Annotated in this window: 11 protein-coding genes; 7 read left to right on the forward strand and 4 right to left on the reverse strand. The window is 69.7% G+C overall.

From position 1 onward, the window contains the following. Window positions 1-268: 268 nt before the first annotated feature. The 3 genes from ACWGIC_RS40185 to ACWGIC_RS40195 are packed head-to-tail and all read right to left on the reverse strand — an operon-like array spanning window position 269 to window position 2,715. On the reverse strand, window positions 269-1,138 hold the full coding sequence (locus ACWGIC_RS40185) for a carbohydrate kinase family protein (protein WP_452081194.1): 870 nt from the start codon (window positions 1,136-1,138) through the stop codon (window positions 269-271). After that, window positions 1,135-2,049: a pseudouridine-5'-phosphate glycosidase gene (locus ACWGIC_RS40190; RefSeq protein ID WP_452081195.1), complete on the reverse strand. Its 915-nt coding sequence runs from the start codon at window positions 2,047-2,049 to the stop codon at window positions 1,135-1,137. Before ACWGIC_RS40190 ends, ACWGIC_RS40185 begins: the two co-directional genes overlap by 4 nt. Before the next feature lie 9 nt (window positions 2,050-2,058). Further along, entirely contained in the window at window positions 2,059-2,715 is a 657-nt protein-coding gene (locus ACWGIC_RS40195; RefSeq protein WP_452081196.1) for an HD domain-containing protein, read from the reverse strand. Window positions 2,716-2,799: 84 nt separating this feature from the next. Between ACWGIC_RS40195 and ACWGIC_RS40200 the strand changes: the two genes are divergently transcribed. Together ACWGIC_RS40200 and ACWGIC_RS40205 are read left to right on the forward strand one after the other, a co-directional pair. Next, a complete protein-coding gene (locus ACWGIC_RS40200; RefSeq protein ID WP_452081197.1) occupies window positions 2,800-3,042 on the forward strand; it encodes a DUF3039 domain-containing protein in 243 nt (80 codons plus the stop codon). Window positions 3,043-3,170: 128 nt separating this feature from the next. Then, window positions 3,171-4,019, forward strand: a complete 849-nt coding sequence (locus ACWGIC_RS40205; protein WP_452081198.1) for a hypothetical protein — start codon at window positions 3,171-3,173, stop codon at window positions 4,017-4,019. On the opposite strand, the gene ACWGIC_RS40210 is transcribed toward ACWGIC_RS40205, so the two are convergent. Next, the gene (locus ACWGIC_RS40210; RefSeq protein ID WP_452081199.1) at window positions 4,020-5,237 is read right to left on the reverse strand and encodes a YihY/virulence factor BrkB family protein; all 1,218 of its coding nucleotides are present in this window, start codon (window positions 5,235-5,237) and stop codon (window positions 4,020-4,022) included. Window positions 5,238-5,464: 227 nt separating this feature from the next. On the opposite strand from ACWGIC_RS40210, the gene ACWGIC_RS40215 reads away from it, so the two are divergent. The 5 genes from ACWGIC_RS40215 (at window position 5,465) to ACWGIC_RS40235 (ending at window position 12,269) form a co-directional block, all read left to right on the forward strand. Next, the gene (locus tag ACWGIC_RS40215; RefSeq protein ID WP_452081205.1) at window positions 5,465-7,210 is read left to right on the forward strand and encodes a DEAD/DEAH box helicase; all 1,746 of its coding nucleotides are present in this window, start codon (window positions 5,465-5,467) and stop codon (window positions 7,208-7,210) included. A gap of 409 nt (window positions 7,211-7,619) precedes the next feature. After that, window positions 7,620-8,756 carry a sugar ABC transporter substrate-binding protein gene (locus ACWGIC_RS40220; RefSeq protein ID WP_452081200.1) on the forward strand — a complete coding sequence of 379 codons (1,137 nt, stop codon included), beginning with the start codon at window positions 7,620-7,622 and terminating at the stop codon, window positions 8,754-8,756. Window positions 8,757-8,849: 93 nt separating this feature from the next. Further along, on the forward strand, window positions 8,850-9,623 hold the full coding sequence (locus ACWGIC_RS40225; protein WP_452081201.1) for an ATP-binding cassette domain-containing protein: 774 nt from the start codon (window positions 8,850-8,852) through the stop codon (window positions 9,621-9,623). 20 nt (window positions 9,624-9,643) lie between these two features. After that, complete coding sequence (locus ACWGIC_RS40230) at window positions 9,644-11,077, forward strand: sugar ABC transporter permease (RefSeq protein ID WP_452081202.1); 1,434 nt, start codon at window positions 9,644-9,646, stop codon at window positions 11,075-11,077. Between the two features lie 22 nt (window positions 11,078-11,099). After that, the gene (locus ACWGIC_RS40235) at window positions 11,100-12,269 is read left to right on the forward strand and encodes an ROK family protein (protein ID WP_452081203.1); all 1,170 of its coding nucleotides are present in this window, start codon (window positions 11,100-11,102) and stop codon (window positions 12,267-12,269) included. Window positions 12,270-12,377 lie beyond the last annotated feature (108 nt).

Raw genomic sequence — 12,377 nt, forward strand, 5'->3', positions numbered from 1 at the left:
GCATTTTGTGTTGTCGTTGCGCGGGGGCTTCAAATGGGGGTAAATATCCTTTCAAACCCCCCCTCGAACCGCATTTGGGCTTCGTATCGGGGTGCAGGGCCGGGTGTGGCTGCGTTGGTGAGCTGGGTACGCGGGCTGCGGTTTTGCAGGTGGGCGCGGGGCTTGGGTGTTTGGTGGGGTTGGGTGCGCGGGTGCGGTTGGGTGGGCCGTGAAGGGCTCCTTGAGGGAATCTAGGGCTGTGAAGGGGCCCCTCACGGAAAGCGGGGGGTTAGGGTTGCGGGCCGATGCGGCTTACTGCCAGTGCGCCCAGTTGGGTGCCGGAGCGTAGGACGTCCACTGTGGACTTTCCGGCCAGCCAGGTGGTGAGGACGCCTGCGTCGAAGGCGTCGCCTGCGCCGGTGGAGTCGACGCAATCCGTTTCCACCGCGGGGACTGAGGCGACGCCGTTCGCGTCGATCCAGCTCGCGCCGTCCAGGCCGGCGGTGACGACCACTGCGCCGACGGTGCCTAGCAGTTCCGTGGCGGAGGCTGGGTCGGCTGAGCCGGTCAGGGCGACTAGTTCTTCGGTGTTCGGCATGAGCAGGTCGGTGCCGCGCACGTCGTCCAGGAAGGCGGCGGGGTCGTGGATGTGCGCGGCTGCTTGCGGATCCACTGAGGTGGTCAGGCCCGCTTCCTTCGCGGCGGCCAGTGCGGCGAGGCCGGCGGGGCGCGAGGACGGGTCGAGCAGGACGTAGCCGGACAGGTGCAGGTGGGTCGAGCCGGCGAGGGCGGCGGGGGTGACGTCCTCGGGGGCGAAGCGTTTGTTCGCGCCTCGGTCGGCGAGCATGCTGCGTTGGCCTTCGCCGTCGACGAGGACGACGACGCAGCAGGTCGGGGCTTCGGGGTCGGTCGCGAAGGCGCAGCGGACGCCCGCGGCCTCCAGTTCGGATTGGATCAGGCGGCCGCCGGAATCGTTGCCGATGCGGGCGATCAGGGTGGTTTCCGCGCCTAGGGAACGCAGCCACAGTGCGGTGTTCGCACCTGCGCCGCCGCCAGTGAAGCGGATGACTGCGCGGGCGTCGCCGCCGTGGGGGAGGGGTTGGTCGTGCCGGGCTACGACGTCCAGGCCGGCGTCGCCGACTACTACGATTCCGGTCACGACAGGGCCACCGCTACTTCGGTCGCCAGTTTTGCGTTGGAGAGCACCAAAGCTTCGTTCGCGTCGATGCTCACGCCCTCGCTGGCGGTGTGGAAATGTTCGAGCAGCACCGGGGTGACGTCTGCGCCGTGCACGTCGGCGTCGGCCAGTTTTGCCAGGCCTTCCTGCAAGAGGCGATCGTGCAGGGAACGGTCCATTTCGGACTCTTCGGGGATCGGGTTCGCCAGCAGGACACCGGAATTCGCGTATTCCCGGTGTGCGGAGATGACCGCGGCGGCTTGTTTCGCGTCTTCCACGCGCCAGCCGACGGGGTGGCCGGACGAGCGGAGGTAGAACGCCGGGAAGTCGTCGGTGCGGTAGCCCAGCACCGGCACCGAGTTCGTTTCCAGCACTTCCAGGGTGGCGGCGATGTCCAGCACCGACTTCACACCGGAGCACACGACCACGGTCGGCACCTTGGCGAGGACGCCTAGGTCTGCCGAGACGTCCCAGCTCTGCGCCGCGCCCAGGTGCACGCCGCCGAGGCCGCCGGTCGCGAAGACGCCGATTCCGGCTGCAGCGGCGAGCGCCGAAGTGCCGGCGACAGTGGTGGCGCCGGAGCGGCCGAGGCCGACTGCGGGGCCGAGATCGCGCAGCGACAGCTTGTCCAGGCCGGCGTCCGGGGCGCAGACGCGCTCCAGTTCGGCGGGGGAGAGGCCGATGACTGGCCGTCCGTCGAGCACGGCGATGGTGGCCGGCACGGCGCCGCCGTCCCGCACGGCTTGCTCGACCCGGCGGCCGACGTCGAGGTTCCGGCCGTGGGGAAGGCCGTGCGAAAGGATCGTGCTCTCGAGGGCGACGACGGGGTGACCGTCACGCAACGCCGAGGCGACTTCCTCGTGCACGAAGAGGGGAGTGGTCTGGGTGGTCACGAACGGACATCATCTGTGATCGCTGCGCACACTGCGGCATCGGGTCAGCTCTGCCTGCAGATTCTGGCGCGCGGCGGTCTCCCAGCGTGAGTGGGCGCTTTCGGTGAGGTACAGCGCGGGGCGGCCGAGGAGGCTTTCGAGTACCGCGGCGCGGCCGGTCGCCCAAGCGTCGTCGGGGTAGCGCGCGTACTCCTGGCGCACGTTGGCCACGTACGTCGCATACGCGGCGGGTGGTGCGCCGAGGATGGCTAGGTCGGCGTCGAGGAGGGCTGCTGCGGCTAAGTCGCCCTCGGGGGCTTCGTGGGCGGCGGTGGCGAGAACGAGCGCTTCGGCTCGATCGATGTGGGCGTCGGCAACCCCTGCGCGAGTAAGCCAGCGGCGAAGCCACTCCGCGCTGAGCTGTTCGTCTTGGCCGGGTACGGCGTCGTAGACCACGTCGTGCGCCCACGCGGCCAACACGACGACGGCGCGTTCATGAAAGGGCAGGTCGGCGGCCAAGTGCTCGGCGTCGTGCGCGACGGCGGTGGCGTGGGCGAGGTCGTGGTAGCGGCGTTGCGGTTCGCTATAGCGCGTTTCGAGGTCGGCCCAGGCGTCGTGGCCGACGCGGTGGTCGCCGCCGAGCCGGGCGAGCGAACTGTGCCAGCGGTGTGCGGACTCGTGCGGCATCCGGGCTCCTGAGGGGTCCCTTGGCAGGTCAGGCGAGCGTAGCCGGGCATTACCGCGGGCGCGGTGCTGAGGCATGATGGTGGGGTGAGCACCGAAACGCTGACCAAGCCGGAGACCGACAGCACCGAGTCGACCGACGACGACTCGCCGAAGATGTTCCACTACGTGCGCAAGAACAAGATCGCCGAGAGCGCGGTCATGGGCACGCACGTCGTGGCGCTCTGCGGCGAGGTCTTCCCGGTCACGAAGTCGCCCAAGCCGGGGTCCCCGGTCTGCCCCAGGTGCAAGAAGATCTACGAGGGCCTCCGTCCCGGCGGCGACGACTGACCCGGCTTCCCGCGCGTCCCGGTGCGCGGGAACAAAGGTGAAAATCCTTCACTCGGTGGCTGTGCATCCGGGGAGGAACTGGTAGATCTGCACTCCGGCCAGTCGCCTCCCCGCAGGAGTGTCCCCGCATGCGCGCAACCGGGATCGTGCTTTCCCTCGTCGTCCTGCTGTCCGCCTTCAGCGCCGTCGCGGCCGGTGCCGCCGACGCGGTGACCGGATGGACCACCACCGGCTCGGACCGGGCCCGTCCGCTCGACGAAAGCCAGGGCCTCGCCGTGGTCGAGCGCTCGTCCGGCACCAGCGTCCGCTACACCGGCATCGGCACGGTCGACCCGGGCCTCGCTTCGAAGGGCTGGAACCATATCGGCGACCCGGGGTCGGCGAAGGGCTGGTACGTCGAGCCCTACCAGCGCGACGACCGCGGCGCGAAACTCTTCCGCGTCGAGGCCCCGGACGGTTCCCGCGCCGACTACCAGCACGCGCTGGAATCGTGGGAGGCCAACAACAATTCGTTCGCCGCGGTGTCGCCCGACGCGCGCTGGCTGGTGTCCGGCGAATGGGGCACCATGGACCGCCTGCTCGTCTACCCGATGCCCGGCGTCGCGGCCACCGACCCCGGCCAGAACCTGCCGTACGCGTCGGCGATCCGGCTCGACCACCCGGTGCGCGACGTCCAGGGCTGCGATTTCGTGTCCGCCACCCGGCTGATGTGCTCCTCCGACGATCCGGACGGCAGCCTCTTCGGCACCACGAAACCCCTGCTGCAGGTCGATCTCTCCGGTTCGGTCTCGGGCTCCGACGTCACCGGGCACGTCACCTCGCTCGGCCAGCTTCCGCTGGAAAGCGGCTGCAGCGGCAACTTCGAGGTCGAGGGCATCGACTACGACGAACGCGACGGCACCCTGCGCGTGGTCGTCATGTCGCCCAGCGTCTGCATCGCGTTCGACAGCAAGACGTGGCGGTTCCGGCGGGGCTAGTCAGCCTCGCTGCGAGCGCCGCTCCGGGCCGGGAGACGGTTCGGAACGGCGCTCGTCCGAGGCGCGCTCGGGCCTCGCGAGCTGCACGGTCTCCGATTCGGCGTGGTTCACCTCGGCGCCGTTCTGTTCGCCAGGCTCGGCGGCGGGGTCGTTCTCGGGAAGCCGTTTGGGCCGCCGCAACGGCATCGTCGTGCGGTCCCACAGCCGGCGGCCTTCCTCGGCCCGCATCCGCTCGGTCGCGCGTTCCATCTCCAGCCGCCGCCACTTGCGCCGCTGCCGCCGGGTCGCCTTGGCCGGCCACAGCTCCTGGATCGCGCTGTTGAAATACGCGCCGCCGACCACTGCGAGGCCGATGAAGAACATCAGCAGCAGGAACGCGATCGGCGCGGCCAGCGCGCCGTAGGTGTAGCCGGTTTTGGTGATCCAGTTCAGGTAGATCCGCAACCCGATGCTCGACACCAGGAACACCACGCCGGCCAGCATCGCGCCCGGCAGCCCGCGGTGCCACGGCAGCCGGCGCGGCAAGGCGAGCTTGTACAGCGTCGTCAGCGCGAGTGCGATCATCACGCCCAGCACCGGGTAGTAGAGCGTGCCGACCCAGGACGAGACCGTCGGACGCCAGTCGACCGGGAAGAACTCCGGCAGCAGGTCCGGTCCGATCGCCAGCAGCGGCAGCCCGATCACGAGCCCGATCAGCGCGCACAGGTACAGCAGCAGCGCGAAAATCCGCTGCCACACCTCGTTGCGGACGCCGTACTGGTCGTGCGCGACGGTGATCGCGTCGACGAACGACGACATCGCCGACGAACCCGCCCACAGCGAGATGACGAACCCCACGGACACGATCTCGCCCTTGCCGACGGTGAGGATGCTGTTCACCGTCGGTTCGATGATCTCCTGCACCGCGTTGGCGCTGAAGACGGTGTGGCTGAACGTGATGATCCGGTCGTGCACCGCGGTGACGACGTTCTGGCCGAACCATTCGCCGATGAAGCCGACGCTGCCCAGCAGCCCGAGCAGCAGCGGCGGAAGCGACAGCGTCTGCCAGAAGGCCGCCTCGGCGGCCTCGGAGAAGATGTTGCCGTCCCACGCTTTCGCGAGGGTGCGCGTGAGGAGCCGCCACGGCCCCCTGCGCACGGTTTTCTCCGGCACGCTCTTCTTCGGCGTCGCCTCGCCGTTCGGCGCTGCCTCGCCAGCGTCCGGTGTCACCTCGCCCATGGTGTGTCCCAGCATGGTCCATGCGCGCGGTTTTGGCTCGTCACCCCCGCCGAGACGGGGCGTGTCGGACGACACCACCCGTGGCGGTGGCGGGCGCCCGGGGACTCGGAAGGTAAGCTGGCCGACGTGCCCTCATCGCGGCGCCCGGCGGCGAAGCCGGTGCCACAGTGGGGGTTTTCGCACGTCACGGCCGCGCCGAGCGGCCCGAGGAGGGGGTGAACCGAGTTTTGTCCGAGACGACCCAGCCGGTCCTCGGGGCGCCGCCCGCAGCGACGGACTCCACCGCGCGCCCGCTGCGCGCCTGGCAGCGCCGAGCGCTCACCAAGTACCTGTCGAGCAAGCCGAAGGACTTCCTGGCGGTCGCGACGCCGGGCGCGGGCAAGACGGTCTTCGGCCTCCGGATCGCCGCCGAGCTGCTCTCGGACCGCACCGTCGAGGCGGTCACGATCGTCACCCCGACCGAGCACCTCAAGCACCAGTGGGCGGCCTCGGCCGCGGCGGCGGGCATCCCGATCGACTCGAACTTCCGCAACACCACCGGCGTCACGTCGTCGGACTACCGCGGCGTCGCGGTCACCTACGCGCAGGTCGCCGCGCACCCCACGCTGCACCGGGTGCGCACGGAGAACCGCAAAACCCTGGTGATCCTCGACGAGATCCACCACGCGGGCGACGCGAAGTCCTGGGGCGACGCGACCAGCGAGGCGTTCACGCCCGCGGTGCGCAGGCTCGCGCTCACCGGGACCCCGTTCCGCAGCGACGACTCGCCGATCCCGTTCGTCACCTACGAACCGGACGCGGGCGGGTTCCAGCGCAGCAAGGCCGACCACTCCTACGGCTACTCCGACGCCCTCGCCGACGGCGTGGTCCGGCCGGTCGTGTTCCTCGCCTACTCCGGCGAAGCGTCGTGGCGCACCAGCGCGGGCGAGGAGTTCACCGCGCGGCTGGGCGAGCCGCTCACCGCCGAGCAGAACGCGCGGGCCTGGCGCACCGCGCTCGACCCGGCGGGCGAGTGGATCCCGGCGGTGCTGCAGGCCGCCGACACCCGGCTCAGCCAGGTGCGCCAAGGCATCCCGGACGCGGGCGGCCTGGTGATCGCCACCGACCAGGAAACCGCGCGCGCCTACGCCAAGATCCTGGAACGGATCTGCGGCGAGACGCCGACGCTGGTGCTGTCGGACGACCCGAAGGCGTCCGGGCGGATCAAGGAGTTCTCCGAGACCAAGGAACGCTGGATCGTCGCGGTCCGGATGGTGTCCGAGGGCGTTGACGTGCCGCGGCTGGCCGTCGGCGTGTACGCGACCAGTGCGTCCACCCCGCTGTTTTTCGCGCAGGCCATCGGCCGCTACGTGCGGGCCAGGAAAAAGGGCGAGACGGCGAGCATCTTCCTGCCGAGCGTGCCGGTGCTGCTGGAGCTGGCCAGCGAGCTGGAAGCGCAGCGCGACCACGTGCTCGGCAAACCGCACCGGGAGAAGGAAGGCTGGGACGACGAACTGCTCGCCCAGGCCAACCGCACCGAGGACGAGCCGGGCGAGGAGGAGAAGGCGTTCACCTCGCTGCACGCCTCCGCCGAGCTCGACCAGGTCATCTACGACGGCAACTCGTTCGGCACCGCGGTCTTCTCCGGTTCCGACGAGGAGCAGGAGTACCTCGGCCTTCCCGGGCTGCTGGAGCCGGACCAGGTCCGCGCGCTGCTGCGCAAGCGGCAGGAAGAGCAGATCTCCGACGAGAAGCGGCGCAAGCCGAAGGCCGAGGAACCGGCCGCCCCGCCGGTCCGGTCGCAGTCGGTGAGCGAACGGCTCGGCGCGCTGCGCAAGGAACTCAACGCACTGGTCGGTGTGTACCACCACCGCACGAAGAAGCCGCACGGCGCGATCCACAACGAGTTGCGCCGTCAGTGCGGCGGACCGCCGACCGCGATGGCGACGGTGGAACAGCTCGAAGAGCGGATCGTCACGCTGCGCTCCTGGTAGGGCCGCGCCTCGGGGATGTTGACGGATCGTCACGCTGCGCTTTTGGCGGTTCTCCGGACGGCGCAGCGGGCCGGATGCCGCCCCGCTGCGCCCGGAGCCCCCTCCTTCTCCTGGTAGAACGGTTCATCCGGTTCGATCCAGGCGCCTGAACGGGCAGCACCGCCGCTCGGACCGGACAAGACCGGACAAGTTCTCGTTACGCTCGGTGCGTGGCAGGGATCACTCCGTCAGCGCAAGGCGTTGATGAGGGCTGTGTTGCCGAACTGTGTCCATTTGGTGTCGGTTACTCGATCCCGCCATCTTCCGCAGAGCCGTTCCGCGGCATATGTTGTCGGCCACAACATATCTGCGACGGTGCACGGGGGCCTCTCCCGATCACCCCGCGAGCATGATCGGAGAAGGAACGAGGATGCGCACCAGAACCCTTACCCTCCTCGCCGCGACGGTGAGCGCCGGCCTGGCGCTTTCGGCGTGCGGCGCCAACAGCGCGGGCTCCGGCGACTCGGGGGACAGCAAGAGCTCCGCCTCCGCCCCGGCGGGCGGCGGCGCCAGCGGCAAGGTCGGCGTGATCCTGCCGGAGACCGCCACTTCGGCCCGCTGGGAAGCCTTCGACAAGCCGATGCTGCAGGCCGCGCTTTCCGCGCAGGGCTTCAGCGCCGACATCCAGAACGCCCAGGGCGACAACCAGAAGTTCTCCACCCTCGCCGACGGTTTCATCAGCTCGGGCGTCAAGGTGCTGATCATCGCCCCGTCCGACCCGGCGGTCGGCGCGGCGATCGAGGCCAAGGCCAAGAAGGCGGGCATCCCGGTCATCGACTACGACCGCCCGAGCCTCGGCGGTTCGGCCGACTACTACGTCTCGTTCGACAACGAGAAGGTCGGCGAGATCCAGGCACAGGGCCTCGCGGACGCGCTCAAGAGCAAGCAGGGCGCCAACGTCGTCCAGATCGAGGGCGCGCCGACGGACAACAACGCCACGTTGTTCGGCAACGGCCACGACAAGGTCCTCAAGCCGCTGTATGACTCCAAGGCGCTGAACCTCGTCCAGAAGCAGGCCATCGACAACTGGGACGCCCAGGTCGGCGGCACGACGTTCGAGCAGATCTTCACCCGCGTCAACGGCAAGGTCGACGGCGTCGTCGCGGCGAACGACGAACTGGCGGGCGCGGTGATCACCGTGCTGAAGAAGAACGGCCTCAACGGCAAGGTCCCGGTCACCGGCCAGGACGCGACCCCGGCCGGCCTGCAGGCGATCCTGCGCGGCGACCAGACGCTGACGATCTTCAAGCCGATCAAGGAAGAGGCCGAGAACACCGCGAAGCTGGCCGCCGCGCTGGCCAAGGGCGACAAGGCCGCCGCGGACGCGATCGCCACCGGCAAGCTGCACGACCCGAAGAACAACCGCGACCTGAAGTCGGTGCTGCTGCAGCCGCAGCTGATCACGATCAAGGACATCAAGACCGTCGTCCAGCAGGGCTACGTCAAGGCGTCCGACATCTGCACCGGCGACCTCGCCGCCAAGTGCACCGAAAACGGCATCTCCTGACGCCGTAACTCCCCCGCCAGAGCAGCCGGGCCGGGACGCGTTCCCCCGACGCGCGTCCCGGCCCGGTATCCACGCGAGAGACAAGCGAATCCCATGAGCGAGCCCATTCTCGACATCACCGGCCTGAACAAGAGCTTCGGCCCGGTTCACGTCCTGCACGACGTGGACTTCTCCGTGCGGGCGGGCGAAGTGACCGCGCTCGTCGGCGACAACGGGGCCGGCAAGTCCACTTTGGTCAAATGCATCGCGGGCATTCACCCGTACGACACCGGATCCGTCCGGTTCAACGGCGCGGACGCGCACATCCGCGGCCCCAAGGACGCAGCCGAACTCGGCATCGAGGTCGTGTACCAGGACCTCGCGCTGGCCGACAACCTCGACATCGTGCAGAACATGTTCCTCGGCCGCGAGCGCGGCAGCAGCTGGCTGCTCGACGAGGCCAGCATGGAGAAGGCCGCGCGCGAGACGCTGGCGTCGCTGGGCGTGCGCACGGTGAAATCGGTCCGCACGCTCGTTTCCGCGCTCTCGGGCGGGCAGCGGCAGACCGTCGCGATCGCGAAATCCGTGCTGTGGAACAGCAAAGTCGTCATCCTCGACGAACCGACCGCGGCGCTCGGCGTCGCGCAGACCCGGCAGGTGCTCGATCTCGTCCGCAGGCTCGCCGAACAGGGCCTCGGCGTCGTGCTGATCAGCCACAACATGGCCGACGTCTTCGAGGTCGCCGACCGGATCGACGTCCTCTACCTCGGCCGGCTCGTCGCGGACGTCCAGACCAAGGACGTGACGCACAGCCAGGTCGTCGAACTCATCACCGCGGGCCGTTCCGGCGATCTCGGCCTTGCCCGCCCCGAAGCCGTCGTGCAGTGAGCAGCGAGAAAGAACCCGCCATGACCGAAACTTCCGCGAAGCCGGAGAAGCAGGAGGCCCCCGCGGGGGCGATCACCGACTTCGGCATCGACACCACCTCGATGTCCACCGGCGAGGCGATCAAGGACTACTTCGCCCGGATGAAGGACGGCCAGCTCGGCTCGATCCCGGCCGTGCTCGGCGTGATCGTGCTGGCGATCCTGTTCAGCGCGCTGTCCGGCGACTTCTTCACCCTGTCGAACATCGCGAACCTGCTGCAGCAGGGCGCGGGCCAGACCATCATCGCGATGGGCATCGTGTTCGTGCTGCTGCTCGGCGAGATCGACCTGTCCGCGGGCACCGCGTCCGGGGTGTGCGCGTCGCTGATGGCGCTGCACTATGTCCACAATGGAAACCTGCTGGGCTCCATGGGCACCGGCGTGTTCATCACGTTCATCGCGGTGCTCGGGCTGGCCGTGGTGCTGGCGGTGCTGCAGAAGATCTGGGCCGGCGCGGTGATTTCCCTCCTCGGCATCGTGGTGATCATGATCGGCGTTCCGGTCAACGCCTGGGTCGAGATGCTCATCGCGGTCTGCGCGGGCACCGCGATCGGCTGCATCACCGGGTTCCTGGTGTCGAAGATCGGCATGCCGTCCTTCGTCGTCACGCTGGCGCTGTTCATCGTGTGGCAGGGCGTCATCCTGCAGTTCGTCGGCGAGGGCGGCACGCTGCCGATCGGCACCAGCGACGTCCTCAGCGCGGTCGCCAACGGCAACCTGTCCGTGCTCGGCAGCTGGGTGCTCTGCGTGGTCGCGGCGGGCGGGTACGCGGTGCTCGCGCTCGGCCAGCATTTCTCGCGGCTGAAGCGCGGGCTCGTGGTGCAGCCGACGCCGATCGTGCTGGCCAAGGTCGCCGCGATCGCGGCGGTGGCGGTGGTCGCGACCGCGCTGCTCTCGGTCAACCGGTCGTCGAACACGCTCGTGGTGATCGAAGGCGTGCCGTACGTGGTGCCGATCGTCCTGGTCCTGCTGGTGGCGGGCACCTACGTGCTCAACCGCACCAAGTACGGCCGCCACCTGTACGCGGTGGGCGGCAACAAAGAGGCCGCGCGGCGGGCCGGCATCAACGTGCCGAAGCTGCGCACCAGCGTGTTCGTGATCAGCTCGGCGTTCGCGGCGATCGGCGCGATCGTCTACTCGTCGAAGGTCGGCTCGGTCAGCGGCCAGTCCGGCGGGCTGAACACCCTGCTGTTCGCGGTCGGCGCGGCGGTCATCGGCGGCACGTCGCTGTTCGGCGGCAAGGGCCGGGTGATCGACGCGGTCATCGGCGGCGCGGTGCTGGCGATCGTGAACAACGGGCTCGGCCTGCTCCAGCAGAAGGCCGCGGTGGTCGACATCATCACCGGTCTGGTGCTTTTGCTGGCCGCGACCGTCGACGCGCTGTCGCGACGGCGGGCTGAGGCGTCGGTCCGCTGAGGGCTGATGGGAAGATGACCCGGTGAGCAGCCCGCCCGTCGCCCGCCCGGACGAGGTGCGCCGGCACAACCGCACGACTCTGTTGCGCCTGCTGCACGTCGGCGGACCCAGTACGCGGGCTGCCCTGGCCACCGAACTGGGGCTGAACCGGAGCACCATCAAAACCCTCGTCGACGGCCTCGCCGAGGCAGGCGTGGTCGAGGAGAAAGTGCCGCGGCCAGGGCGAGGGGCGGGCCGCCCCTCGCTCCTGGTCCTGCCGCAGCCGCACGCCGCGGTCGTGCTCGCGGTCGACCTGCAGGTCGAACACGTGGCCATCGCGCTGGTCGGGCTCGGCGGGCAGATCCTCGGCCGCAACAGCTGGAACCTGCACACCCGGACCCGCACCGCGGACGAGGTCATCACCCACGTGATCGAGTCGACGCGGGTGCTGGCCGGGGACCTCGGCGTCGAGCCGGTCGCGGTCGGCGTGTCGGTGCCCGGGGTGGTGCGGCGGGCCGACGGCCTGGTGCACGAGGCGCCCAACCTGCGGTGGACCGACGTGGCGCTCGGGGACCGGCTGTCGGCGGTGCTGCGGATTCCGGTGCTGGTGGCCAACGACGCCGAACTGGGCGCGGTCGCCGAGCATTTGCGGGGCGCGGCCCGCGGGTCGTCGGATTCGGTGTACGTGTCCGCCGACGTCGGTGTCGGCGGCGGCGTGATTTCGCAAGGGTCGTCGCTGCGCGGGGGCGCGGGGTACGTCGGCGAGATCGGGCATATGGCGATCCGGCCCGGCGGGCGGGCTTGTTACTGCGGGAGCCGGGGGTGCTGGGAGACCGAGATCGGCGAGGCGGCGTTGTGCCGGGCGCTCGGGCTGCCGGAGGACACGCCGCGTGGGGCGATCCTGGTCGAGCTGCGGGAGCTGGGGCTGGACGCCGCGGCTGCTGCCGAGCGGCTGGGGGAGTACGCGGAGTGGCTCACGCTGGGGTTGGTCAACGTGGTCAATCTGCTGGGGCCGGAGCTGGTGGTGCTGGGGGATTTGCTGACGGTGCTGCCGGAGTCGGTGATGCGGGCTATCGCCGAGGAGGTTCGGCGGCGCAGTCTCGTTTCCCGGGCTGTCGGGGGGACGCGGATTGTCAGTTCGGCGTTGGGGGCGGATGTGAAGCTGCTGGGGGCGGCTGAGGTGGCGTTCGAGGTGGTGCTGGATACGGTCTGAGGCTGGTGGGGTTCGCGTTGCGTGGGGCGCCCCGAAGCCTGATTGTGACTACGCGCGTACGGCTGCGTCGACGACCGGCACGCTGCCGAAGAGGAGGCCGAGCGGGAC

Source organism: Amycolatopsis sp. NPDC054798, assembly GCF_053611505.1.

Excerpts from the sequence above, each read along its gene's own strand:
- ACWGIC_RS40195 (WP_452081196.1), bottom strand. The coding sequence starts at position 2,715 with ATGCCGCACGAGTCCGCACACCGCTGGCACAGTTCGCTCGCCCGGCTC.
- ACWGIC_RS40205 (WP_452081198.1), top strand. The coding sequence starts at position 3,171 with ATGCGCGCAACCGGGATCGTGCTTTCCCTCGTCGTCCTGCTGTCCGCC.
- ACWGIC_RS40210 (WP_452081199.1), bottom strand. The coding sequence starts at position 5,237 with ATGGGCGAGGTGACACCGGACGCTGGCGAGGCAGCGCCGAACGGCGAG.
- ACWGIC_RS40220 (WP_452081200.1), top strand. The coding sequence starts at position 7,620 with ATGCGCACCAGAACCCTTACCCTCCTCGCCGCGACGGTGAGCGCCGGC.
- ACWGIC_RS40225 (WP_452081201.1), top strand. The coding sequence starts at position 8,850 with ATGAGCGAGCCCATTCTCGACATCACCGGCCTGAACAAGAGCTTCGGC.
- ACWGIC_RS40230 (WP_452081202.1), top strand. The coding sequence starts at position 9,644 with ATGACCGAAACTTCCGCGAAGCCGGAGAAGCAGGAGGCCCCCGCGGGG.